This window comes from Cellulomonas sp. (assembly GCF_036279715.1).
In the GTDB taxonomy this organism is placed as follows: Bacteria; Actinomycetota; Actinomycetes; order Actinomycetales; family Cellulomonadaceae; genus Cellulomonas_A.
On the sequence record NZ_DASUIR010000029.1, the window covers coordinates 72,512 to 96,899 of the forward strand.

At 72.0% G+C, this 24,388-nt stretch carries 24 protein-coding genes and 1 pseudogene; 5 read left to right on the forward strand and 20 right to left on the reverse strand.

Annotation, left to right across the window (positions count from 1 at the left end; genetic code table 11):
- Positions 1 to 10 precede the first annotated feature (10 nt).
- From VFW79_RS03335 to VFW79_RS03380, 10 genes are all read right to left on the reverse strand, one after another.
- Positions 11 to 193, reverse strand: coding sequence for a hypothetical protein (locus VFW79_RS03335; protein WP_329675892.1), 183 nt, complete (start codon positions 191 to 193; stop codon positions 11 to 13).
- On the reverse strand, positions 190 to 1,179 hold the full coding sequence (locus VFW79_RS03340; RefSeq protein WP_329675893.1) for a hypothetical protein: 990 nt from the start codon (positions 1,177 to 1,179) through the stop codon (positions 190 to 192). The genes VFW79_RS03335 and VFW79_RS03340 overlap by 4 nt, the downstream gene beginning before the upstream one ends.
- Positions 1,180 to 1,263: 84 nt before the next feature.
- Positions 1,264 to 2,565: a thymidine phosphorylase gene (locus VFW79_RS03345; RefSeq protein WP_329675894.1), complete on the reverse strand. Its 1,302-nt coding sequence runs from the start codon at positions 2,563 to 2,565 to the stop codon at positions 1,264 to 1,266.
- A complete protein-coding gene (locus tag VFW79_RS03350) occupies positions 2,562 to 2,969 on the reverse strand; it encodes a cytidine deaminase (RefSeq protein ID WP_329675895.1) in 408 nt (135 codons plus the stop codon). The genes VFW79_RS03345 and VFW79_RS03350 overlap by 4 nt, the downstream gene beginning before the upstream one ends.
- Before the next feature lie 8 nt (positions 2,970 to 2,977).
- Complete coding sequence (locus tag VFW79_RS03355; RefSeq protein ID WP_414647849.1) at positions 2,978 to 4,285, reverse strand: ABC transporter permease; 1,308 nt, start codon at positions 4,283 to 4,285, stop codon at positions 2,978 to 2,980.
- Positions 4,282 to 5,547, reverse strand: a complete 1,266-nt coding sequence (locus VFW79_RS03360; RefSeq protein ID WP_414647850.1) for an ABC transporter permease — start codon at positions 5,545 to 5,547, stop codon at positions 4,282 to 4,284. Before VFW79_RS03360 ends, VFW79_RS03355 begins: the two co-directional genes overlap by 4 nt.
- Positions 5,544 to 7,127 carry an ABC transporter ATP-binding protein gene (locus VFW79_RS03365; RefSeq protein WP_329675896.1) on the reverse strand — a complete coding sequence of 528 codons (1,584 nt, stop codon included), beginning with the start codon at positions 7,125 to 7,127 and terminating at the stop codon, positions 5,544 to 5,546. Before VFW79_RS03365 ends, VFW79_RS03360 begins: the two co-directional genes overlap by 4 nt.
- Before the next feature lie 169 nt (positions 7,128 to 7,296).
- The gene (locus VFW79_RS03370; RefSeq protein ID WP_329675897.1) at positions 7,297 to 8,400 is read right to left on the reverse strand and encodes a BMP family ABC transporter substrate-binding protein; all 1,104 of its coding nucleotides are present in this window, start codon (positions 8,398 to 8,400) and stop codon (positions 7,297 to 7,299) included.
- A gap of 228 nt (positions 8,401 to 8,628) precedes the next feature.
- The gene (locus tag VFW79_RS03375; RefSeq protein WP_329675898.1) at positions 8,629 to 9,822 is read right to left on the reverse strand and encodes an amidohydrolase; all 1,194 of its coding nucleotides are present in this window, start codon (positions 9,820 to 9,822) and stop codon (positions 8,629 to 8,631) included.
- Positions 9,823 to 9,844: 22 nt separating this feature from the next.
- Entirely contained in the window at positions 9,845 to 10,969 is a 1,125-nt protein-coding gene (locus tag VFW79_RS03380) for a mannose-1-phosphate guanylyltransferase (RefSeq protein ID WP_329675899.1), read from the reverse strand.
- A 198-nt stretch (positions 10,970 to 11,167) separates the two neighbouring features.
- Between VFW79_RS03380 and sdhC the strand changes: the two genes are divergently transcribed.
- The 4 genes from sdhC to VFW79_RS03400 are packed head-to-tail and all read left to right on the forward strand — an operon-like array spanning position 11,168 to position 14,701.
- The gene (gene sdhC / locus VFW79_RS03385) at positions 11,168 to 11,548 is read left to right on the forward strand and encodes a succinate dehydrogenase, cytochrome b556 subunit (protein ID WP_329675900.1); all 381 of its coding nucleotides are present in this window, start codon (positions 11,168 to 11,170) and stop codon (positions 11,546 to 11,548) included.
- Positions 11,548 to 12,006, forward strand: a complete 459-nt coding sequence (gene sdhD, locus VFW79_RS03390) for a succinate dehydrogenase, hydrophobic membrane anchor protein (RefSeq protein WP_329675901.1) — start codon at positions 11,548 to 11,550, stop codon at positions 12,004 to 12,006. Before sdhC ends, sdhD begins: the two co-directional genes overlap by 1 nt.
- A gap of 35 nt (positions 12,007 to 12,041) precedes the next feature.
- Positions 12,042 to 13,925, forward strand: a complete 1,884-nt coding sequence (gene sdhA / locus VFW79_RS03395) for a succinate dehydrogenase flavoprotein subunit (protein WP_329675902.1) — start codon at positions 12,042 to 12,044, stop codon at positions 13,923 to 13,925.
- A complete protein-coding gene (locus VFW79_RS03400) occupies positions 13,925 to 14,701 on the forward strand; it encodes a succinate dehydrogenase iron-sulfur subunit (RefSeq protein ID WP_329675903.1) in 777 nt (258 codons plus the stop codon). The genes sdhA and VFW79_RS03400 overlap by 1 nt, the downstream gene beginning before the upstream one ends.
- Here the strand turns inward: VFW79_RS03400 and VFW79_RS03405 are convergent.
- The 7 genes from VFW79_RS03405 to sigE are packed head-to-tail and all read right to left on the reverse strand — an operon-like array spanning position 14,685 to position 20,804.
- A complete protein-coding gene (locus VFW79_RS03405) occupies positions 14,685 to 15,656 on the reverse strand; it encodes a YihY/virulence factor BrkB family protein (RefSeq protein WP_329675904.1) in 972 nt (323 codons plus the stop codon). The two genes, VFW79_RS03400 and VFW79_RS03405, sit on opposite strands and share 17 nt — an antisense overlap.
- A 9-nt stretch (positions 15,657 to 15,665) precedes the next feature.
- Positions 15,666 to 16,277, reverse strand: coding sequence for a 2'-5' RNA ligase family protein (locus VFW79_RS03410; protein ID WP_329675905.1), 612 nt, complete (start codon positions 16,275 to 16,277; stop codon positions 15,666 to 15,668).
- On the reverse strand, positions 16,274 to 17,314 hold the full coding sequence (gene trpS, locus VFW79_RS03415) for a tryptophan--tRNA ligase (RefSeq protein WP_329675906.1): 1,041 nt from the start codon (positions 17,312 to 17,314) through the stop codon (positions 16,274 to 16,276). Before trpS ends, VFW79_RS03410 begins: the two co-directional genes overlap by 4 nt.
- Positions 17,315 to 17,363: 49 nt before the next feature.
- Complete coding sequence (locus VFW79_RS03420) at positions 17,364 to 17,780, reverse strand: Sec-independent protein translocase TatB (protein ID WP_329675907.1); 417 nt, start codon at positions 17,778 to 17,780, stop codon at positions 17,364 to 17,366.
- Between the two features lie 20 nt (positions 17,781 to 17,800).
- Positions 17,801 to 19,222 carry a S1C family serine protease gene (locus VFW79_RS03425; protein WP_329675908.1) on the reverse strand — a complete coding sequence of 474 codons (1,422 nt, stop codon included), beginning with the start codon at positions 19,220 to 19,222 and terminating at the stop codon, positions 17,801 to 17,803.
- Positions 19,219 to 20,226, reverse strand: a complete 1,008-nt coding sequence (locus tag VFW79_RS03430; protein ID WP_329675909.1) for a zf-HC2 domain-containing protein — start codon at positions 20,224 to 20,226, stop codon at positions 19,219 to 19,221. The genes VFW79_RS03425 and VFW79_RS03430 overlap by 4 nt, the downstream gene beginning before the upstream one ends.
- Entirely contained in the window at positions 20,223 to 20,804 is a 582-nt protein-coding gene (gene sigE / locus VFW79_RS03435; RefSeq protein ID WP_329675910.1) for an RNA polymerase sigma factor SigE, read from the reverse strand. Before sigE ends, VFW79_RS03430 begins: the two co-directional genes overlap by 4 nt.
- A 185-nt stretch (positions 20,805 to 20,989) precedes the next feature.
- Between sigE and VFW79_RS03440 the strand changes: the two genes are divergently transcribed.
- Complete coding sequence (locus tag VFW79_RS03440; RefSeq protein ID WP_329675916.1) at positions 20,990 to 21,622, forward strand: O-methyltransferase; 633 nt, start codon at positions 20,990 to 20,992, stop codon at positions 21,620 to 21,622.
- 97 nt (positions 21,623 to 21,719) lie between these two features.
- Here the strand turns inward: VFW79_RS03440 and VFW79_RS03445 are convergent, their stop codons facing one another.
- The 3 genes and pseudogenes from VFW79_RS03445 to VFW79_RS03455 form a co-directional block, all read right to left on the reverse strand.
- Positions 21,720 to 23,351 (reverse strand): leucyl aminopeptidase family protein, encoded by a 1,632-nt coding sequence (locus VFW79_RS03445; protein ID WP_329675911.1) that lies wholly within the window; start codon positions 23,349 to 23,351, stop codon positions 21,720 to 21,722.
- A gap of 13 nt (positions 23,352 to 23,364) precedes the next feature.
- On the reverse strand, positions 23,365 to 23,532 hold the full coding sequence (locus tag VFW79_RS03450; RefSeq protein ID WP_081784823.1) for a DUF3117 domain-containing protein: 168 nt from the start codon (positions 23,530 to 23,532) through the stop codon (positions 23,365 to 23,367).
- A gap of 190 nt (positions 23,533 to 23,722) precedes the next feature.
- Positions 23,723 to 24,388, reverse strand: a pseudogene (locus tag VFW79_RS03455) (hypothetical protein); the annotation flags it as partial.

Genomic DNA, 24,388 nt, shown 5'->3' on the forward strand with positions numbered 1-24,388 from the left:
GCGGGCACGGTCAGCGGTAGTCGTCCGCTTCGTCGTCCGGGATGTCGAGGACTTGCTCGACGACGTCTGCCTCGTTGGCGTCGTCGCGCTCGTCGGGCCTCGCGTCCGACGGCTCGTACTCCTCGGGCTCGTCCGGCTCGTCCGGCAGCCCGGGCTCGTCGAGCTCGTCGGGGTCCTCCGGAACAGTGGTCATGAGTCCTCCCGTGTCGATCGAGCACCGGGCACCGCGTCCATCCATCGTGGCCCGGCGACCCGCTCACCGCCACCCGCCGTCCGTGCCGGGCGCACCGGGAGGAGCGCCCAGCACACGTGCGACCAGCCACCCAGCGCCGGGACCGGACCGCCCGGGGAGGTGACCTGGTCGGTCGTCAGAGGAAGCAGCCGGCCGCTCGACGGCTCGTAGACGGTGAAGCCGTCACCTGTGCGGGCCGTGAGGAGCACGACGTGCCGCGGGATCGCCGCGGCGGGCCCCATGGCGAGGTCGCCGCCCGAGTAGAGCGGCACAGGGACCCCCCGGTCCAGTGCCCGTGCGGCGCGCGCGAGCACCACCGCGACCTCCTCGGGCCGGGTGTCGTCGACGAGGACCGACCGGTAGGCGACGCCCGGGAAGCGCGCGACCCGCGCTGCCCCCCACGGCGGCGTGCCGAGCGCCCGGGGCCATCCGAGCAGGCCCAGCACCGCACGCGCGTTGCTGCGCCCCTTGAGCGCCTCCTGGAGGTCGCCGAAGCGGACCGCCGGGCCCGCGGAGTCGCCGGCTCCGTCGAGCTCAGGCGGCCGGTACCCGGCCAGGGTGCGTCCGGTGACGAGCCAGTACGCGAGCGTCGGGTCGCCCGCCGCCGCGAGCATCGCGAGCACGGACGAGCCGCACGTCGTGCCGTCGGTCTGCCGCGCGGCAGCCGTCCCGAGCCGCAGCACGTCGGTGCCTGATGCCGGACGCAAGGGGTCGGTGACCTGGGCACGCTCGCGCGCGTCGAGCTCGCCCACCGCAACGACCAGGGCGTCCGCCGCGTGCTCAGGCGCACCGGCAACGAGTGCTCGCGCGCGAAGGTCGCCGGCGCCTCGGTCGGCGCCGCCCGCAGGGAGGATCGGCGCGAGCTGGTCGACCGGTTCGGCAGGCAGCGTCGGACCCCGCACCCCTCGGAGCACCGACGTCAGCTGGAGGTGACCGAAGGAGGGCATCGGGCCAGTCTGCCGCACGGCCGCACGCGCGGCGGCCGGCGACTCCGCTGCCCCGACGACGACACGCCTGCGTGCACGTCCCTGTTACGACGCCGCGATGCGGTCCAGCACGAGCGCGCGCGGCGACGCGGCAGCCACCGAGCCGGCGACGCTGATCCCGATCGCCCCCTCGAGCGCCTCCCGGGCGCGCGCGAACCGCTCGGGGGTGTCGGTGTGCAGCGTGAGGAGCGGCTGGCCCGCGCGCACCCGGTCGCCCGGCTTCGCGTGCAGCTCGACGCCCGCGCCGGCCTGCACCGGGTCCTCCTTGCGTGCCCGGCCCGCACCGAGCCGCCACGCGGCGACGCCGATGGCCAGCGCGTCGAGCGAGTCGAGGACGCCGTCGGTCTCGGCGAGCACCTGCTCGCTCTCGCGCGCGACCGGAAGGGTCGCGTCCGGGTCCCCGCCCTGCGCCGCGATCATCCGGCGCCAGACGTCCATCGCTCGACCGTCGACCAGCGCCGCTGCCGGGTCGGCATCCGGTCGACCGGCCGCTGCGAGCATCTCGCGCGCCAGTGCGAGGGTCAGCTCGACGACGTCGGACGGTCCCCCGCCGGCCAGCACCTCGACCGACTCGCGCACCTCGAGCGCGTTGCCGGCCGTGAGCCCGAGCGGCGTCGACATGTCGGTGAGCAGCGCGACCGTCAGGACGCCCGCGTCGGTCCCGAGCTCGACCATCGTGCGCGCGAGCTCGCGTGCCCGCGTCGCGTCCTTCATGAACGCACCTGAGCCGACCTTCACGTCGAGCACGAGCGAGCCCGTGCCCTCGGCGATCTTCTTGCTCATGATCGAGCTCGCGATCAGCGGGATCGCCTCGACCGTGCCGGTGACGTCGCGGAGCGCGTACAGCTTGCGGTCGGCGGGTGCGAGTCCCGACCCCGCCTGGCAGATGACGGCTCCGACGTCCTCGAGCTGCGCCATCATCTCGTCGTTCGTGAGCGCGGCACGCCAGCCGGGGATCGACTCGAGCTTGTCGAGCGTCCCGCCGGTGTGGCCCAGGCCGCGACCCGACAGCTGCGGCACCGCGACACCGAAGACCGCCACGAGCGGCGCGAGCGGCAGCGTGATCTTGTCGCCCACGCCGCCCGTCGAGTGCTTGTCGGCGGTCGGGCGCGACAGCCCGGAGAAGTCCAGGCGCTCGCCGCTCGCGATCATCGCCGCGGTCCAGCGCGCAATCTCGGCCCGGTCCATCCCGATGAGCAGGATGGCCATCGCGAGCGCGGACATCTGCTCCTCGGCGACGACCCCGCGCGTGTACGCGTCCAGGACCCAGTCGATCTGGCCGTCCGAGAGTCGACCGCCGTCACGCTTGGTGCGGATCACGTCGACCGCGTCGAACTGCTCGCTCATGAGTTCCCTCGTTCCACCAGGTCGTCCGGCCCGAACGCGTCGGGCAGCACCTCGGTCATCGGCTTGATCCCGCTCACTGTCTCGACGAGCAGGGCGGGCCCACCGTGCTCCCACAGGAGCTGACGGCAGCGCCCGCAGGGCATGAGCGCGTTGCCGTGGGCGTCGACGCACGCGAAGGCGACGAGCCGCCCGCCGCCGCTGACGTGCAGCGCCGACACGACCGCGCACTCGGCGCAGAGGGTCAGGCCGTACGACGCGTTCTCGACGTTGCAGCCGACGACGACCCGCCCGTCGTCCACGAGCGCCGCGGCGCCCACCGGGAACTTCGAGTACGGGGCGTACGCGCGCGCCATCACGTCGCGCGCGGCGGCCCGCAGGGCCTCCCAGTCGATCTCGACACTCACGCTCGACCTCACTTCACGTAGGGGATGCCCTCGGCGGCCGGTGCGCGGACGCGTCCGACCAGGCCGGCGACCGCGAAGATCGTCACGGCGTACGGCGTCATGAGCATGATCTGGCTCGGGATCGGGGTGCCGATGATGCCCAGCACGACCTGGAGGTTGTCGGCGAAGCCGAACAGCAGGGCTGCTGCGAGCGCACCCCTGGGGCTCCACCGGCCGAGGATCATGGCGGCCAGGGCGATGAATCCCTTGCCGCCCGTCATCTCCTTGCCGAACGCCAGCCCGGCGGCCACCGTGAAGAACGCCCCGCCGAGGCCGGCGACGGCCCCGCCGAGCAGCGTGTTGCGCACGCGGGTGCGGTTGACCTTGATGCCGACCGTGTCCGCCGCCATGGGGTGCTCGCCGACAGCCCGCATCCGCAGACCCCACCGGCTCCGGAACAGCATGAGCTGCAGCACGGCGACCACGATGTACATGACGTACACCAGGGCGGTCTGCTGGAACAGCACCGGGCCGACGATCGGGATCTTCGAGAGCCCCGGGATCGACAGGACGGGCAGCCGCGGCGGGGAGTTCCACGTCGCGGCGTTCACCTTGAGCACCGTCGAGAACAGGTAGCTCGTGACGCCCACGACGAGCACGTTCAGCACGACGCCGACGATGATCTGGTCGACCCTGTAGTTGATCGCGAACAGCACGAGCAGCAGGCCGACGAGGATCCCGGCGACCGGGGCCGCGACGAGGCCGAGGTACGCGTTCTGGGTGAGGGTCGCCACCACGGCGGCCATGAACGCCCCCGCCAGCAGCTGACCCTCGATCGCGATGTTGATGATGCCCGAGTGCTCGCACAGGAGCCCGGAGAGCGATCCGAAGACGAGCGGTGTCGCGAGGAAGAGCGAGCCGGCGAGGAGCCCGGTGACCGGGAGCGGGTGCGCCTTGTCCGCGACCGCCCAGGTCAGGAACGCGAACACCTCGGCCAGGCCGAAGACGATCGGCAGCCAGGGTCCGAGGCGGCGCCGGCTCCGGGTCGCCACGAACGACACCGCCGCGCAGGCGAGGGCGAGCAGGGTCAGGGCGATCGCCGTGGTCTTCGAGTGCACCGCCACGGGGTCGATCGCGAAGAAGTCCGTGCCGGTCGCGAACGTGAACGTGGTGGTCTTCCCACTGGCCGGCAGCAGGCCGAAGACCACGAGCGACAAGGCGGCGATGGCGCCGTACATGACGGGCGTACGCCACTTGATCGGCTGGAGCGCCTGGGCGCGGGACGACGGCCCGGGTGCGGCCGCGGTGGGCCGCGGCGGTGCGGTCACAGTGCTCACGCGGCGACCTCCTTGACGGTACGGCTGGCTCGACGGGACAACCCGGGTGTCGAGAGCCGGAACACGGATCTGACGAGCGGCGGCGCCGCGATGAACAGCACGATCAGGGACTGCACCACGAGCACGATGTCGATCGGCGTTCCGGTCCGGGCCTGCATCGCGAACCCGCCGGCACGCAGCGCGCCGAACAGGAGCCCGGCAAGGAACGTCCCGAGCGGCTTCGACCGGCCGAGCAGCGCGACGGTGATCGCGTCGAAACCGAAGCTCGCGGCGACACCGGCGGTGAGGACCTTCTCGGTCCCGAGCACCTGGGCCGAGCCGGCCAGGCCGGCGAGCGCACCCGCGATGACCATGACCCAGATGTAGTTCGCGTTCACCGAGATGCCTGCGGTGCGCGCGGCCTTCGAGTTCGCACCCACCGCCCGGAACCGGAACCCGATCGTCGAGCGGTCCATGAGCCACCACACGCCCACCGCGGCTGCGATCGCCACGAAGAACCCGGCATGCAGCCGGAACTGGCCACCCAGCAGCAGCGGGTACAGCGCGGTGGACTTGAGCGGCGGTGAGATCGGGTTGTTGCTCCCGGGCCGCTGGAACGCCGACGTGGTGAGCAGGTAGCCGACGAGGTAGATCGCGATGTTGTTGAGCATGATCGTCACGATCACCTCGTTGGCACCCGTGCGGGCCTTGAGGAAACCCGCGATGCCGGCCCACAGCCCGCCGCCGAGCGCCGCGCCGAGCGCCGCGACCAGGAGGTGCAGACCGACGGGCAGGTTGAACGTGAAGCCGACGTAGCCGCCGAAGATCCCGCCGAGGATGATCTGGCCCTGCGCGCCGATGTTGAACATGCCGGCCCGGAAGCCGATGCCGAGGCCGAGGCCCGCGAGGACGAGCGGGACCGACACGGTCATCGTCTCGGTGATCGGCCGGATCGCCCGCACGAACGTCGGCGCGCTCGTGTCGACGATGGACCCCTGGAACAGGGCGACGTAGGCGTTCGAGACCGCGTGCCAGGCGGCAGACAGGAAGTCTCCAGGCCGCGCGAACAGGTAGGTGGCGCTCGACTGCACCGCCTCGTCGGCCGCGGCGATGAGCACGCCGGAGATCACGAGGGCGAGCACGATCGCGAGAGTCGTGACCAGCCAGCTGCTCTCGAGCATCTCGCGAAGGAACGTCTCGCTGCGCGAGGGCTCCGGCGCGGCCACCTCGGGGGCGGGGTCCGGCCCGGGCGTCGGTGCCGGTGCGGCTGCGGAGTGGCTCACGAGTTCTCCTCCTCGGCGGCACGGAGGTCGGCTTCGCCGAGGACCGTGTGGTGTTCTGCTGCGTGGGCCTCGGCCTCGTCGAGCGGCACGCCCGCCAGCATGAGCCCGAGCACGTCACGATCGGTTCCCGGGCCCACGATGCCGACGATGCGACCGCGGTAGAGGACCAGGATGCGGTCGCCCAGGGCGAGGACCTCGTCGAGCTCGGTCGAGATGATGAGGACCGGCGTCCCGTTGTCGCGCTCGGCGATGATCCGCTTGTGGACGAACTCGATCGAGCCGACGTCCAGGCCGCGCGTGGGCTGCGACGCGATCAGCAGCCGGAGCGGGCGCGACATCTCGCGCGCGAGGACCACCTTCTGCTGGTTGCCGCCCGACAGCGTCTTGATCGGGTCCTGGACCGAGGTGAGCCGCACGTCGAACTCGTCGACCCGCTTCGAGGCGTTCGCGGCGACCTTGGTGGGGTCGAGCGAGATCCCCGTCGCGAACGGAGCCTGGTCGTGCAGGTCGAGGATGAGGTTCTCCGCGACGGAGAACGGCTCGATGATGCCGTCGGTCGAGCGGTCCTCGGGGACGAAGCCCACGCCCGCGTGCAGGGTGTCGCGGACTCCCGCGCCGACCAGCTCGTCGCCGTCGAGCTGGATCGACCCGGCGACGGGCTTCTGCAGCCCGAGGATCGCCTCGGCGAGCTCGGTCTGCCCGTTGCCCTGGACGCCCGCGACCGCGAGGATCTCGCCGCGCGCGACCTCGAACGAGACGTCGTCGAGCTGGAGCACGCCCGCGTGGTCGATCACCGACAGGCCCGTGACCTTGAGGGCCACCTCACCCGGCTCGGCCGGGGTCTTCGCGACGCCGAGGTCGACCGCGCGGCCCACCATGAGCGAGGCCAGCTCGGTCTCCGGCGCCGTCGGCGGTGCGCTCCCGACGACCTTGCCGCGCCGGATGACGGTGATGACGTCGGCGACCGCGCGCACCTCGCGGAGCTTGTGCGTGATGAAGACGATCGAGGTGCCGGCCGCCTTGAGCTGGCGCATGATGCCGATGAGCTCGTCGGTCTCCTGCGGGGTCAGCACCGCGGTCGGCTCGTCGAGGATGAGGACGTTCGCGTTGCGCGACAGCGCCTTGATGATCTCGACCCGCTGCTGGGCGCCGACCGTGAGGTTCTCGATCAGCGCGTCGGGGTCCACGTCGAACCCGAACCGGTCGGAGATCTCGCGCACGAGCTTGCGCGCACCGGCCAGGTCGATGACGCCGCCGGCACCGCGCACCGGCTCGTGGCCGAGGACGACGTTCTCGGCGACCGTGAAGACCGGGATCAGCATGAAGTGCTGGTGGACCATGCCGATGCCCGCCGCCATCGCGTCGCCCGGACCCGCGAACCGGACCGGCACGTCGTCGATGAGGACCTGGCCGTCGTCCGGGTCGTACAGGCCGTAGAGCACGTTCATCAACGTGCTCTTCCCGGCCCCGTTCTCACCGAGGAGCGCATGGATCTCGCCAGGGGCGACCACAAGATCGATGTGGTCGTTGGCCACGAGGCTGCCGAAGCGTTTGGTGATCCCCCGCAGTTCCAGCTTCACGTGACATGGCTCCTTCGTCATGGTGGTTCTTGCACCCTAGTGGCGCGCGCGGGCGTCGCTGCGGGAAGCCGGCACACGCGCCGATGGCCCGGGCAGGTGACCTGCCCGGGCCATCGGTTCATGCGTCAGCGCTCAGCGCACGCGGCGCGTCCGCGGCACGCTCAGAGCGTCAGTTGGCGCTCGGCGACTCGACCTTGAGGCTGCCGTCGATGATGGCTGCCTTGAGGGCGGTGACCTTGGTCTTCACGTCCGCGGGGACCTGCGAGTCGAGGTCGTGGAACGGGGCGATGTCGATGCCCTTGTTCGCGAGCGTGCCGACGTACGGGGCCGAGGTGTACTTGCCGTCGACGCCCTGCTTGACGGTGTCGTAGACCGACTGGCCGATCTCCTTGATGACCGAGGTCAGGATGATCGACTTGTACTCGGGCGCCGTGTTGTACCAGTCGGCGTCGACGCCGATGATCATGACGTTGCCGGCCGCCTTGGCAGCAGCTGCGGCACCGAGGCCGACCGGACCGGCCACGGGCATGATGACGTCCGCGCCCTGGTCGATGAAGCCCTTGGCGAGGTTCTGCCCGTTGGCCTGGTTGTCGAAGTCACCGGTGAAGGAGCCGGTCTGCGCGGCCTTGTCCCAGCCGAGGACCTGGACGGTCTTGCCGCTGTCCGTGTTGTACTTCGCGACGCCGTCCGCGAAGCCGTCCATGAAGATCGACACCGACGGGAGCTGCATGCCGCCGAACGTCGCGACCTTGCCGGTCTTGGAGGCGCCCGCGGCGACGTAGCCGGCGAGGAATGCGGCCTCCTGCGTGTTGAAGAGCAGGGGCTTGCCGTTGTCCAGCGTGACCGGCTTGAAGTTCGCGTCGGAGAAGGCGGAGTCGACGAGCGCGAAGTTGATCTTCGGGTTCGCGTTGGCGGCGGTCTGGATCGCGCCGGCGAGGTTGAAGCCGACGCCGATGATCAGGTTGCAGTCCTGCGACACGAGGTTGTCGACGTTGGGCGTGAAGTCGGTGTCCGCGGTGGACTCGACCTTGACCTCGGCGATGCCGAGGTCGGCCTTGGCCTTGTCCAGGCCCTCTGCGCCCGACTGGTTGAAGGACTTGTCCTCGAACCCGCCGGCGTCCGAGACCATGCAGGCCTTGTAGCTGACGGTGGCCGCGGTCGTCGCGCCCGCGCTCGGGGCGGTCGTGGTCGTGGCCTTCGGCGCACTGGCACACGCGGTCAGCACAAGGGCGGTGGCTGCGCCGAGCGCTGCCACCCGAATGATCTTCTTCACGCGAAACTCCCCGTTGTCGTCATTCACCGCGACGTGCGAGCCGTCCGTACCCGGTGCAACGCTGCACCGGGCACGGACGGAGCCGTCCGGCGTCCATGCCCCGCACTGTAGTGAGCCGGGCGTTACAGGACGGTTACCGGGCGGTAGCCGTGGACTTCCGTTATCCACTTGGAACAATCGGCCACGAGATGGGACGCGGCGTCCCGGCCTTCGGGACGATCGTGCAGGTCAGGCGCGTCCGGCGACCATGGCGACACGGGAGAGAAGCAAGACCGCCGCGTCGATCGCCCGCTCGTCGATCCGCAGGTCGCCCTGGTGGATGTCGTACGAGCGTCCCCCGGGGCGGCGTGTGCCGAGCCGGGCCATGGACCCGGGGACCTTCGTGAGGTACCACGCGAAGTCCTCGCCGCCGAGCGACTGCTCGGTCAGCAGCACCGAGTCCTCCCCCAGGACGTCGCGGGCGGCGGCCTCGAGCAGGGCGGTCGCACGCTCGTCGTTCTCGACGGGCGGGACCCCGCGCTGGTGGGTCACCTCGGCCTCGACCTCGTACGGCTCGACGACCTGCCGGACCGCGTCGTGGAAGACCTCCGACGCCTTCTCCCACGCCCGCACGTCGAGGCACCGCAGCGTGCCGCGCACCGTCCCCCGGGCGGGGATCGCGTTGTGGGCCGTCCCGGCGTGGATCTCCCCCCACGTCAGGTTGACCCCGGAGCGCGGGTCGAGCCGTCGCCCGAGGATCGCCGGGACCTGGGTGACGACCTGTCCGAGCGCGAACACGACGTCTCCGGTCAGGTGGGGACGCGAGGTGTGCCCGCCGGGGCCGCTGAGGGTCACGGCGACCTCGTCGGACGCCGACGTGATGGGGCCGATGCGCGTGCCGACGTGCCCGACGTCGACCTTCGGGTCGCAGTGCACCGCGAAGATCTGGCTGACGCCGTCGAGCGCCCCGGCGGCGATCACGTCGAGCGAGCCGCCCGGCTGGACCTCCTCGGCCGGCTGGAAGATGAGCCGCACCCCGGTGGCGAGCTCCCCCGCCGCGGCGAGCTCGGCGAGCACGAGGCCCGCGCCCAGCACGCCGACGACGTGCACGTCGTGCCCACAGGCGTGCGCGACGCCGGGAACCACCGAGGACCACGCGAGGCCCGTCGTGTCCTGCAGAGGCAGCGCGTCGAGGTCGGCCCGCAGCGCGACCCGGCGACGTCCTGTGACGACCGGGTTCGGCCCGATGTCGCACACGAGCCCGGAACCGGGCAGCAGGTGCGGCTGGAGGCCTGCCGCCCGCAGCCGGTCGGCCACGATCTTCGTCGTGCGGATCTCGGTGCGCGCGAGCTCGGGGTGCGCGTGCAGGTCGCGGCGGATCGCGACGAGCTCCGCACGGAGCGCATCGACGCGAGGGATCAGGCGGGCAGCGTCGGAGGGCACGCTTGGAGCGTAGCCGCGCGGGTCAGAGGAGGTCGTCGCGTCCGCGAGCGCGCCACCCGTCGACGGCCGACTTGACCTGCTGCGCGTGGTCGCGCGTCGTGACGAGAACTGCGTCGGGCGTGTCGACGACGACGGCCCCCGGGATTCCGATCACCGTGACCGTGCGGCCCGCGCCGGGCACCACCAGCGTGCCGTCCGCGTCGATCCGCAGCACGAGGGCGTCGTCGCCGAGCGTGCTCGACCCGGCAGCGACCGAGCCGCCGCGCGCCGCCAGCAGGCCACCGAGCGAGTCGAAGTCGCCGACGTCGTCCCAGGTGAAGTCGCCCGGGACGACGGCGACGCCACCCGCGGCGGCGACCGGCTCGGCGATCGCGTGGTCGATCGCGATCTTCGTCAGCGCCGGCCACACGCGCGCGAGCACCGGCTCACGCTCGGGGCCGTCCCAGGCCGCGGCGATCTCGCGGAGCCCGTCGTGGAGCGCCGGGAGCTGCGCGGCGAGGTGGTCGAGCAGGACGCGCGCGCGCACGATGAACATGCCCGCGTTCCAGCGGTACTCGCCTGTTGCGAGGTACGCGGTCGCGGTCTCCTCGTCGGGCTTCTCGGTGAACCCGGCGGCATGACGCACGTCCGGTGCCCCCTCAAGGCCCAGCGACTCGCCCGACCGCACGTACCCGAAGGCCGTCGAGGGCTCGGTCGCGGCGATCCCGACGGTCACCAGGTACCCGGCCCGCGCCGCCTCGACGCCCTGGCGCACGGTCTCGGCGAACTCGGCCGCCCCCTCGATGACGTGGTCCGCGGCGAACGACCCGAGCACGACGTCACCGTGACGCGCCTCGAGCAGCGCGGCCGCCAGGCCGATCGCCGCCATCGAGTCGCGCGGGGACGGCTCGGCGAGAACGTCGCGCGCGGACAGCTCGGGGAGCTGCGCCGAGACCGCCTGCGCATGACGCACCCCGGTCACCACGAGCACGCCCCCGGGGCCGGTCAACGGCAGGAGCCGGTCGACCGTGCCCTGGAGCAGGGTCCGGCCCGTGCCCGTGAGGTCACGCAGGAACTTCGGCTCGCCGGCGCGTGACAGCGGCCACAGCCGCGTGCCGGCACCGCCCGCCGGGACGACAGCGTGGAAGCCGGGGATCGGTGAGGTCATGCGGGCCAGGGTAGCGAGGAGCCGCAGCACCCGGTGTCACACCGCCCGGGCCACGACGTAAGGGGACACCTCGTCAGGACGTGCGCCGCAGCACATGACGCGGCGCCGTGTTCACTACACTCGTCGGGAAGCGGACGTCGTCGTCCCTTCTCCGACGTGACACTCGGCTCGCACTTCGACTCGCCAGGAGGCCTTTCCGTGCCCACCGCGCCGGCCGGCACGCTCTACCGAGGGCGTGAAGGCATGTGGTCGTGGGTCGCGCATCGCGTGACCGGCGTCCTGATCTTCTTCTTCCTGCTCGTCCACGTGCTCGACACGTCCCTCGTGCGCGTCTCCCCCGAGACGTACAACGCGGTGATCGGCACGTACAAGAACCCCGTGATGGGCCTAGGTGAGGCCGGCCTCGTGGCCGCCATCGTGTTCCACGCCTTCAACGGCATCCGGATCATCCTCGTGGACTTCTGGGCCAAGGGCCCCAAGTACCAGAGGGTCATGCTCTGGATCGTGATCGGCCTGTTCGTCGTGACGATGGCGGGCTTCCTGCCCAGGCACCTGATGAACGTGTTCGGAGGCGAGTGATGACGTCCACCACCTCGATCCCCGCTCCCCGGTCACCCCGCGTGCGCACCAGTCGGCGTACCACGCGCGGCAACGCCGAGCTGTACGGCTGGATCTTCATGCGCGTCTCGGGCGTCGTGCTCGTCGTGCTGATCTTCGGGCACCTGTTCACGAACCTGATCGCCGGCCAGGGCATCAAGGCCGTCGACTTCGGGTTCGTCGCCGGCAAGTGGGCGTCGCCGCTGTGGCAGGTCTGGGACCTGCTCATGCTCTGGCTCGCGATGATCCATGGCAGCAACGGCGTGCGCACGATCATCAACGACTATGCCGAGCGTGACACCACCCGCCTCGTGCTCAAGGTCGTCCTCGTCGTGGCGTTCGTCGTCACGGTCGTCCTCGGAACGCTCGTGATCTTCACGTTCGACCCGTGCCCCGCGGGCAGCCCGACCGACCTGCTGCCCTCGTTCTGCTCCGCCTGAACCCCCCGAACCGCCTCGAGGAGGCATCGCCACCGATGCAGATCCATCAGTACGACGTCGTCATCGTCGGCGCCGGCGGAGCGGGCATGCGTGCCGCGCTCGAGTCCTCGACGCGCACGCGGACCGCCGTCATCTCCAAGCTGTACCCGACGCGCTCGCACACGGGCGCCGCGCAGGGCGGCATGTGCGCGGCCCTCGCGAACGTCGAGGAGGACAACTGGGAGTGGCACACGTTCGACACCGTCAAGGGTGGCGACTACCTCGTCGACCAGGACGCCGCGGAGGTCATGGCCAAGGAGGCCATCGACGCCGTCCTCGACCTGGAGAAGATGGGCCTGCCGTTCAACCGCACCCCTGAGGGCAAGATCGACCAGCGGCGCTTCGGCGGGCACACGCGCAACCATGGCGAGGCCGCCGTGCGCCGGGCCTGCTACGCGGCCGACCGCACAGGCCACATGATCCTGCAGACGCTGTACCAGCAGTGCGTCAAGAACGACGTCGAGTTCTTCAACGAGTTCTACGTGCTGGACGTGCTGCTCAGCCACGACCTCGTGACGGGTGAGGTGCCCGAGGGTGAGGACGTCGCGGTCAGCGGCGTCGTCGCCTACGAGCTCGCGACCGGCGAGATCCACCTGTTCCGCGCCAAGTCCGTCGTCATCGCGACCGGCGGTGCGGGCAAGATCTTCAAGACCACCTCGAACGCCCACACGCTCACGGGCGACGGCATGGCTCTTGTCTACCGGCGCGGCGTCCCGCTCGAGGACATGGAGTTCTTCCAGTTCCACCCGACAGGGCTCGCGGGGCTCGGCATCCTGCTGTCGGAGGCCGCGCGCGGCGAGGGCGGGATCCTGCGCAACGCCGACGGCGAGCGGTTCATGGAGCGCTACGCCCCGACCATCAAGGACCTCGCACCGCGCGACATCGTGGCGCGCTCAATCGCGCTCGAGGTCCGCGAGGGCCGCGGAGCGGGACCCAACAAGGACTACGTGCTGCTCGACCTGACGCACCTCGAGCCGGCCCACATCGACGCCAAGCTCCCCGACATCACCGAGTTCGCACGCACGTACCTGGGCGTCGAGCCGTACACCGAGCCCATCCCCGTGTACCCCACCGCGCACTACGCGATGGGCGGGGTGCCGACCACGATCCGCGCCGAGGTGCTGCGCAGCAACGCCGAGGTCGTGCACGGCCTGTTCGCGGCCGGCGAGGTCGCCTGCGTGTCGGTGCACGGCTCGAACCGGCTGGGCACCAACTCGCTTCTCGACATCAACGTGTTCGGCAAGCGCGCCGGGATCGCCGCCGCGGCCTACGCGGCAGGCGCCCCGTGGGTCGAGATGCCCGACGACCCCGAGATCGGCGTCGTCGCCGAGCTCGAGGAGATGCGCACGCGCGCCGACGGCGACCGCGTCTCCGACGTTCGCCGCGACCTGCAGCAGACGATGGACACGAACGCCCAGGTGTTCCGCACCGCCGAGTCGCTGCAGCAGGCGCTGGCCGACATCCGCGCGCTGCAGACCCGGTACCGCAACGTCTCGGTCCAGGACAAGGGCCGGGCGTTCAACACCGACCTCCTCGAGGCCCTCGAGCTCGGCTTCCTGCTCGACATCGCCGAGGTCGTCGTCGTCGGCGCCCTCAACCGCGAGGAGTCCCGCGGCGGTCACTTCCGCGAGGACTTCCCGAAGCGTGACGACGCCCAGTACATGCGGCACACGATGGCGTACCGCCGTCCGCCGGGCGCCGTCGCACCGTCGTCCCCCGTCGGAAGCGAGGCGGCTGCCGTCGTCGCGGCGACGAGCCGGTCCGAGGCCGAGGTGGCCACCAGCCGGCCGGGGGCCGCGACACCTGGCACCTTCGACGTCGCGCTCGGGTACAAGCCCGTGGTCGTGACCCGCTACCAGCCGATGGAGCGTAAGTACTGATGACTGCCACTCTCGACAGCGCAGCCCCCGCGCCCTCGCCGGAGCCGAAGCTCGGAGCCGTCCCGAGCTTCGACGTCACCCTGCGCATCCGCAGGTTCCTGCCGGAGTCCGGCAAGGACGAGGCGTACTGGGAGGAGTTCACGGTCACCGCGTACGGCACCGACCGGCTCCTCGACGCGCTGCACAAGGTCAAGTGGGAGCACGACGGATCGCTGAGCTTCCGCCGCTCGTGCGCGCACGGGGTCTGCGGGTCCGACGCGATGCGCATCAACGGCCGCAACCGGCTTGCGTGCAAGGTCCTGCTCAAGGACCTCAACCCCGACAAGCCGATCACGGTCGAGCCGATCAAGGGCCTGCCCGTGATCAAGGACCTCATCGTCGACATGGAGCCGTTCTTCGCGTCGTACCGCGAGATCATGCCGTTCCTGGTGACGAACGGTCACGAACCGACGCGCGAGCGCCTGCAGACCGTCGCGGAGCGTGAGCGGTTCGACGACACCACGAAGTGCATCCTGTGCGCCGCGTGCACGTCATCGTGCCCCGTGTTCTGGACCGACGGGCAGTACTTCGGCCCGGCGGCGATCGTCAACGCGCACCGGTTCATCTTCGACAGCCGCGACGAGGGCGGGTCGCAGCGCCTCGAGATCCTCAACGACAAGGAGGGCGTCTGGCGCTGCCGGACGACCTTCAACTGCACCGAGGCGTGCCCGCGCGGCATCGAGGTCACCAAGGCCATCCAAGAGGTCAAGCGCGCGATGATCACCCGCTCGATCTGACGGGCCTCGGCGCCGACTCCCGGGTCGGCGCCGGAGGCGGTGCCGGCGGGTCGGCGGTCCACGCTGCGGCCAGCAGCACGATCCGCGCGATGAGGTTGATCCACACCAGCAGGGTCACGACGGCCGCGAACGACGCAAGCACCGCGTTCTGCCGGGCGCCGCCCGCCACGACGGACGTGCCGAGCAGCCGCACGACACCGACGCCGACGGCACAGATCAGCGCTCCCTGGCGCAGGTCGGGCCACGGCGGATGGATGCCGGCGAGCACGCGCACGACGAGCACGAACGTCGCCGCGTCGACCACGAGCGCGACCACGAAGCCCAGGGCGGACGTCACCACGCCCACCCCGGCGCCGAGCCCGACGAGTCGCAGCAGCCAGCCGGCGGCGGCGGTGACCGCGAGGCCGAGGACCGCGGAGACGAGAAACGCCGTGGCCATGCCGACGAGACCGGCGACCTGACGCAGCTTGCCGGTCACCGCGTTGCCGCCCGGACCGCGCTCGTCGAACATCGCCCGCACCGCCGTGCGCAGCGCGGCCAGGGCAGAGGTGGCGCTGAGCAGCAGCACGACCACGGCGACGACGCCTGCGACGTTGAGGCCCACCCCGAGGACGAGGTCGGCGGGCTTGACGAGGCCGTCGCCGGACCCGGTGTCCACAAGACCCGGGAGCGAGGACGAGACGGTCCGCAGGACGTCCTGGCGGAGCCGGGCGTCCCGGCCGAGCACCGCCACGAAGACCGTGTACGCGATCGTCAGGGCGGCGAACACCGAGAACAGCGCCGCATACGCGATGCCACCCGTGAGCACGCCGCCGCCCGCGGCTCCGAAGCGTGCGTTGGCCCGCCCGGCCCGGCTCCCCTGCCACCACGCGATCACGCCCCGCGCACGTGCGACCAGGCGGCCCTTCGCCCCGGGCTGCGCACCAGGTTCCGCGTCAGCTCCCGGTGTCCCCATGGAGCGACCCTATGAGGGGCTCGGCGCCTCGGCACCCGGTGTGGCGCCCGTCCTGGGCTGACGCGCCTCTGCGAGCTCGGACCCACCGGTCAGCGGGAAGTCCCGCACCGGGCGCCAGACCTCGTCGTCGCCGTACTCGTAGCTGTGGAACGCGTGGACCACGAAGGTCGCGTCGAACCGGCTCAGCTCGACGAACGCGAGGTCGAGGGCCGCCTCCGACACCTCGTGCGCGACGGTGACGTGCGGGTGGTAGTTGAAGCGCAGACCCTGCTCGAGCGGGCCGGTCCGGATGTGGCGCTCGAGCGCCTCGCACCCGGCGATGCCCTCCACGACCTGCACGAACACGACCGGCGACACGGGTCGGAACGTCCCGGTGCCCCGCAGGCGCAGGACGAACGGCCGGTAGTGGGACGCGACCTCCTCCAGGTGCCGATCGACGGCAGCGAGATCGCCCGGCGCGACCGCGGTCGGCCCGAGGAGCGTGATGTGCGGGGGGATGGACGGCGCGGCCGGGTCACCGACACGGCCCCGCGCTGCCTGGAGCGTGGCGGAGTACGGCTGGGGCACCGTGACGGCGACCCCGATCCGGAGCTGCTCCCCCGAGGTCTCCGGCAGGTTCACACGCTCCCCCGGACGCGCACCCGACGAGGCAGGAGGCCGCTGCGGTCGTAGACCCGGGCCAGGGTCTCGCGGGCGATCTCTCGCGCCCGCTCAGCGCCGTCGGCCAGCACGTCGTCGAGCGCGGCAGGGTCGGCGAGATAGGCGTGCGCCCGCTCCTGGAACGGCGAGAGCGCGTCGACGACCAGCTCGGCGAGGTCCTTCTTGAGGTCGCCGTAGCCCTTGCCCTCGTAGTCCGCCTCGAGCGAGACGATGTCCCGACCGGACAGAGCCGAGAAGATCGTCAGCAGGTTGGCGACACCGGGCTTGGCCTCGGCGTCGAACCGGATCTCCCGCTCGGTGTCAGTCACGGCCGACCGGATGCGCTTGGCGATCACCTTGGGGTCGTCGAGCAGCTCGATGATGCCGTTGGGACTCGTCGAGGACTTGCTCATCTTGGCCGTCGGGTCCTGCAGGTCGTAGATCTTGGCGGTCGCCTTGACGATGTACGCGTCGGGGACGACGACGGTTCCGGGGCCGAACCGCGAGTTCAGCCGCTGCGCGAGGTCACGGGCGAGCTCGAGGTGCTGCCGCTGGTCCTCGCCCACCGGGACGAGCGCGGTGTCGTAGAGCAGGATGTCCGCGGCCATGAGGATCGGGTAGGTGAAGAGGCCGACGGTCGTGCCCTCGACACCCTGCCTGCCGGACTTGTCCTTGAACTGCGTCATCCGGCTGGCCTCGCCGAAGCCGGTGTGGCACGACAGGACCCAGGCCAGCTCGGCATGCTCGGCGACGTGCGACTGCACGAACAGGATCGACCTCTCGGGGTCGACGCCCGCGGCGAGGTACTGCGCCGCCGTACGCCGGGTGCGCTCGCGCAGCACCGCCGGGTCCGGGACCACCGTGAGCGCGTGCATGTCCACGACGCAGTACAGCGGGTCGTAGGACTCCTGGAGCGCGACCCACTGCGTCAGGGCGCCGAGGTAGTTCCCCAGGTGCAGGGAATCCGACGTGGGCTGCATCCCCGAGAAGATGCGTGCTCGCTGCGTCACGGAAGACATTCGACCATTCTGTCAGTGCGGAGGGATGGGTCGGACAACGCTCCGCGGCTCAGGTCGCCTCGTCGTCGTAGGGCGCGTGTCCAGCGGTGGCCCGCTCCGACTCGCTGGAGGGGCTGCTCGGCGCTGCGGAGGCCGCGGCGGCAGCGGTGCCGGCAGCTGCACCGGTCGCACCGAAGGTGGTCGCCCGCTTGAACCCGGTCACCGCGGGCATCACGTCGTCGAGCAGCGCGTCCCGGACGATGCGGCGCGGGTCGTACTTGCGCGGGTCCAGCGCAGCCCAGTCGACGTCCTTGATGTCCTCGCCGAGCTCGTCGTCCACGCGGCTCTTGGTCTCCTGGAGGAACACCTTGGCGCGCTTGACCAGCTGCGCGAGCTGCTCCGCGTACTTCGGCAGACGCTCCGGGCCGATGACGAGCACAGCGACGACGAGCAGGATGATGAACTCGCCGCCGTTGATGTCGAACACGGCTTCAGGCTACCCGGTGGTCAGCCGGTCGCGGACTCGTCGAGGACCACGCGCACGTCACGCTCGGACGACGCTGTGCGCACGCGCAGGACGACGGCGTCGCCCGGGTTCTTGGCCCGGATCGCCACGATGAGCTCGTCGGGCTCCGTGACGGGACGGCCGTCGATCGCGAGGATGACGTCCCCGCGGCGGATGCCCGCCCGGTCCGCCGGGCCGCCGGGCGACACTGCGGGGGTCGACCCCTGGTCGTCCTTCGACACCTGGACACCCTCGCCGACGTACCGCTGGTCGAGGAGCACGCCGATGATCGGGTACGTGGCGTGCCCCGTCTCGATGAGCTGCTCGGACGTGCGGCGGGCCTGGTTCGAGGTGATGGCGAAGCCGAGCCCGATGCTCCCGCCGACGGTCGACGACGACCCGGGCGGCTGCGCGATCGCCGAGTTGATCCCGACGACCTCACCGGCTGCGTTGACGAGCGGGCCGCCCGAGTTGCCGGGGTTGATGGCCGCGTCGGTCTGGATCGCGTTGATGAAGGCGGTGTCGGACGCGTCACCTGCCGACACGGGCCGGTTGAGCGCGCTGACGATCCCGGTCGTCACGGTGCCCTCGAGACCCAGCGGCGCGCCGACCGCCACGACGGGGTCGCCGACGACGACGTCGTCCGAGTTGCCGAGGACGAGCGGCACGAGCCCGGTCCGGTCGACCTTGACGACGGCCAGGTCGTAGTCGGCGGTCGCGCCCACGACGGTCGCCGCAGACTCGCTGCCGTCGGCGAACAGGACCTCGATGGTCGTTCCGGCGACGTCGCTGCCGACCACGACGTGGTTGTTCGTGAGGATGTACCCGTCCTGACGCAGGACGAACCCGGATCCGGTCGCGGAGCCGTCGGGCCCCGTGATCTGGATCGACACGACACTCGGCAGCACCCGCGCCGCGATCCCCGCGACCGACTCCGGTGCGCGGTCGCCCGCGCCCGTCCCGACCGCGGCCGGGAGGCCGGCGTCGGCCAGGTGGTCGTCCGCGAGCAGCCGTGTGCCGAGCACCCCGCCGATCCCTCCGGCGACGAGCGCGAGCACGACGACCAGTGCAATGCCGCCGAAGGACAGCCCGCGGCGACCCCCGGACCGCCCCGCCCCGAAGCCGGTCGCGGCGACGGCCGGGGGCGGCGGGTACCCCGTTCCCCACACGGGCGACGCCGGACCGGCGTGCGGTGGTGCGTCGGAGGAGGTGCCTGCCTGCGGCGCACCGACGTACGACGGGCCGCCATACGGGTTGCCGGAGTACGGGTGACCGACGTGCGGAGCGCCGACGGGCGGCGGCGCGTACGGCACGCCCGCCGAGGGTGCGCCCGCATACGGGGCGCTCGGGGCCGGCGTGCCCGGGTCGGGTGCGCGGCTCGACGGCGGCGCGAACGGGTTGGCGGGCTGCTCGGGGGTCGTCATGGCTGCACGAGCGTCTGCGTCATGGTGCCCCATCCTCGCGTGATCCGTGCCGGGACGCCTTCGTCGTACTCGTCGAGCGGGAACTGCGCGACCAGCGTCTCGACATCGCCTGACCCGGTCGCCGCGACGACCTCGACGACCGTGTCGCCCGACTGCCATGCGGCGTGCCACGGCGTCGCGCCGAGCACGTACACCGTGCGGTCCGCGACGACGTGCCGCTCGGTCCCGCTGAGCGCGTCCGTGTCGAGGCGGCCGTGCCTCTCCGTCACGACGAGCGTGCCAGCGGGGCCGACGAGGTCGACCTCGAGCGTCGTCTCGTCGAGGAACCGGACGGCCGTGACCGACCAGCCGACGGGCATCTGCGTGGGCGTGGTCCAGCCGTGCACCCGCATCCACGCGATGTAGTCGGTCGCGCTCGATGCGGGTGCGTCGTCCGCGACGACCCGCACGAACGGGCTCCACGACCCGGCCTGCACCGCGCTCGCGCTGCCGGCCGCGACCGCGGGGGCCGCGTCGGGCGTCGCTGCGCCGAGCAGGGCGAAGGACTGGGCGGGGCCGTCCGACGGCAGGACCGCGGGACCGTCGCCCAGCACGAAGAGCGTGACGACCATGACGCCGAGGCCCGTGAGCGAGCCGACGGCGATCCGACGCATCGACCGTCGGTCCGTCAGGTCACCCGTCAGGGCGTGCGCGGGCGTTCCTCGGTCGAGTCGCGGGCCACCGCCCCACGAGCCACCGCCGGCGGCCGGGTGGGCGAACGGGTCGACGCGCACGGTGCCGCCGTCGCGCGGCGCAGCGGCCGCGAGCGAGAGCAGCCGAGCGGTGAGGTCGGCGGTCGGTGCGACGACGTCCGCCGAGGCGACGGCGCGTCGTGCTGCTCGGGCCGCCGCGAGCTCGGCGGTGCACACGCAGCAGGTCGCGACGTGGGCCAGCGCCCGCTCGGTCGCTGCGGGTGACAGCTGCCCGTCGACGAGCGCGCTGATGCGGTCCCCGAGGTGGCTCACGGTGCACCCACCTCCTCGACCGCCGGCAGATCGAGAGGTGCGGAGGGTGCGCGGTGCTCGAGCGACACCCGCAGCCGGGCGCGCGCCCGGTGGATCCGCGAGCGCACGGTGCCGAGCTTGATGCCGAGGGTCACGGCGATCTCCTCGTACGACAGCCCCTCGATGTCGCACAGCACCACTGCGGCGCGGTACTCGGGCGACAGGTCGTCGAGGGCATGCTGCACGTCGCGGTCGAGGTTCGCGTGCTCGAACGCGCGCTCGGGGGTCGACGTTCCCTCGGCCGTCGGGTAGTGGTCGGCCTCGTCCCCCATCACGTCCATCCTGATGCGGGCGCGGCGGCGCACCTGGTCGAGGAAGAGGTTCGTCGTGATGCGGTGCAGCCAGCCCTCGAAGGTTCCGGGCGTGTACGTCGACAGCGACCGGAACACCCGGACGAAGACCTCCTGGGTGAGGTCCTCGGCGTCGTGCTGGTTCCCCGTGAGCCGGTAGGCGAGCCGGTACACGCGCGCGGAGTGCTCGCGGACGATCTCCTCCCACGACGGGGCCAGCCAGGCGCCGTCCGGGCTGCTGATCGTCATGTGCTTCCCTCCGCTCCGCGCGTGTGCGCGTCCCGCCAGTGTCCCAGGTTCGTCGGTCGCCATCGAACTGGACCGGCACCCAGCCGACGCGGCGGCCTCCCATGGCCTCCCACGGTCTGACGAGCCGCGGCGATAGGCTGCCGAGGACCGCACCCGCACGTCCCACGCTCTTCCAGGAGGACACCATCTCCAGCGACAAGGCCCAGAGCTGGGTCTACTCCGAGGGCTACCTGCCCGAGGACGACACGCTGCTGCGCGCGCGCGAGCGGGCCGGACAGCTCGGCTGCACGCCGGTCCTGCCGGGTTCGGGTGCCGTGCTGCGCGTCCTCGCTTCGGCGGCCCAGGCCCGCGCGGTCGTGGAGATCGGAACGGGCGCCGGAGTCGGCTCGCTCTACCTCCTGCGCGGGATGCCCGACGACGGCGTCCTGACGACCATCGACGTCGAGGTCGAGCACCAGCGGGCCGCGAAGGAGGCGTTCGCCGAGGAGGGTCTCCGCACGACGCGCACGCGCACCATCTCGGGGCGCGCGCTCGACGTGCTCCCCCGGCTGACCGACGGCGCCTACGACCTCGTGTTCGTCGATGCCGACAAGGAGAGCTACCCCGAGTACGTCGAGCAGGCGCTGCGCCTGCTGCGTCGCGGCGGTGTCCTCGCGGTCGACAACGCGCTGTGGCACGACCGCGTCGCCGACCCGGCGCGGCGCGACGAGGTCACGACGGTCATCCGCGAGATCGGGCGCACCGTGCGCGACGACCCGCGCCTGGTGCCCGCGCTGATCCCGTCCGGCGACGGCCTGCTGGTCGCCGTCCGGCGCTGACGCACCGCGAGGACGCAGGGCCACCGAGCCCGGTCCGCTCCCACGCGGACGTGGATCGGCCCCACGCGATCCAGCCAGGCAGCGTCTCAGGTGAGCCTCAGCCCGCGGCCGCGAGGTAGCTCAGCAGGAGGCGCGCACCGAAGCCCGTCGCGCCCTCGGTGATGTCGTGCTTGTCCGCGCTCGCCCGCGCCGGCCCGGCGATGTCGAGGTGGGCCCACCGACGCGAACCCACGAACTCCCGCAGGAACAGCGCCGCCGTGATCGAGCCGGCGCCGTACGAGCGATCGCTCGCGACGTGCCGCAGGTCCGCGACGTCCGAGTGCACCGCGTCGCGGTACTCCTCGACGAGCGGCATGTGCCAGACCGGCTCGCCCGACGCGACCGACGCCGCCTCGAGGGCGGCCACGAGCTCAGGGTCGGCCGAGTACAGCGCGGCCTGCAGCCGCCCCAGGGCGATGCCGGCAGCTCCGGTGAGCGTCGCGACGTCGATCAGGACGTCCGGGTCGAGCCGGGCGTCGGCGAACGCGAGCGCGTCGGCGAGCACGATGCGACCCTCGGCGTCGGTATTCAGGATCTCGACGGTCGTGCCGCCGTAGATCCGCACCACGTCGCCCGGGCGGTACGACGCGCCGCCCACGTGGTTCTCGGCGAGCGGCAGGACCGCGGTCACGCGGTGCGCGCTGCCCGCAGCGGCCGCACCGAGCACGGTCGCGAGCGCGACGGCGGCACCGGCCATGTCCGTCTTCATCGGCACCATGGCCTCGCGCTTCTTGATCGAGAGGCCGCCCGTGTCGTAGGTGATGCCCTTGCCGACGACGACGACATGGCGCCGACCGCCGGACGGCTCGGCGACCGTCGGGGTGTACTCCACGGTGACGAGCCGCGGCGTCGAGGCCGAGCCCGAGCCGACCGCGAGGATGCCGCCGAACCCCTCCGCCTCGAGCTCTCTCGGCCCGCGCACGGTGACCGTCAGACCGGCCGCTTCCGCAAGCCGCACGGCCTGCTCGGCCAGCCAGGCCGGGTCCTTGGTGTTCGACGGGGTGTTCGCCAGGTCCCGGACCAGCCACGTGGCGCTCGCCGCGATCCCGGCCTCGGCGACAGCGGCAGCGATCCGGTCGGCGCGAGGGTCGTCCTCGATGCCGAGAAGGACGAGCTGGGCCGCCGGGCGCTGGCTCGCACGGTCCTCGGGCGACGGCTCGGTGGCTTGCGTGGGCATCCGGTAGGCGCCGAGCAGGTATCCCTCGACGAACGCGCGTACCGCCGCCGGCGCCTGCGCGCCTGCCTCTGAGGCCACGGACGTGACCACGCGCCGCAGCCCGCGCGTCTCGCGAGCCAGTGCGGCGCCGGACCGGCGCAGGTCCGTCGGGGTGCCCGCGCCGACGCCGACGAGCACGATGCGCGGGGCGAGCCCGTGCCACGGGAACTCCCCGCCCGCTCCGCGGCGCCCCACGGGGTGGGGAAGGTGAACCGTGTACGCCTCGCCCGGCGCACCCGTCAGTCCGGCGCGCTCAGCGAGCTCCGCGAGCGCGATGCCGTACCGCGCCGCGGCGTCGGCCGTCCCCGCGCGCGGCTGGAGATCGCTCTCCCCCGGCACGGCGGGCGCGACCGGGACCGCGAGCGCGTCGACGTCCGCGTCGAGCAGCAGGGCCGTCCCCGCGACCGACCCGACCTCGACGACCACCTCGGGCAGCGCGCGACCGATGCTCGTGTGCGCTCGCGGACCCCTCACGCGTGCCAACGTGTCAGCTGACGACAGAGGTCAGGGCCTCGCCCAGCTCACGCGCCTCGGTGGCGTTGAGCTCGACGACCAGACGGCCGCCACCCTCGAGCGGGACGCGCATCACGATGCCGCGCCCTTCCTTGGTGACCTCGAGCGGGCCGTCACCGGTCCTCGGCTTCATCGCGGCCATGCGGGGATCTCCTTGTCGTCGCTTCGACCGGTCGCTCATCGCGTGAGCGCTCTGCCCGAGGGTGAGCGCGCACGTCGACGACCTCAGCAACCGGATGTCCACGGGAGAGTCTAGTTCACCCGCACTGCCTGCTGGGGTCGAGACGTGCACGCACCCAGGTGAGAGCGCCGTCATCAGCGCTGCGCGGACCTCACGGCGGCCACCCGCTCGGCGGGGTCAGTCGCCACGTGTTGTAGATCCACACGATCTGCAGCCCGGCCATGAGGACAGCGACCAGAGCGAACCAGACGCGTCGACGTCTCGGTGGCCGGGTCACGAGCCCGGCGGTGACCGCAGCCAGGGGGAACGCGAGCAGCAGGAACCGCGCGAGGCTGCTCCCCGGCTCGATCGCCCCGACGATGTACACGAGGTACGCCGCGGACCAGACGTGCAGCTCGTTGCCGAGCCGCCAGGCCGCCGGGACGACGAGGCACGCGATGACGAGCCCGAAGCCGACGACGAGGATCAGCGGCGCCCAGTCGCCGAACCAGAACCGCGAGACGTAGCCCCACGGGACGAACGGCTGGATCTCGCGAACCCCGCGCCACGAGCCCTGGGTCTGCAGGTACCCGTCCGGCTCGCCGGTCACCCAGCCGCAGATCAGGGGCCAGGCGACCCCGGAGACCGCCGCGGTGCCGGCGAGCAGCCCGAGCCCTCCGACGTCGGGCAGGGTGAGCCGGTCCTCGCCGCGACGGCTCGCCCGCCACCGCACCAGGGCGTGGACGACCACGACGACCGCCATCGGGAGAGCGACCGCGCGGGTGAAGCCGAGCGCGAGCACCGCCAAGGAGGCCCACGCGTACCGGCGCTCCACGAT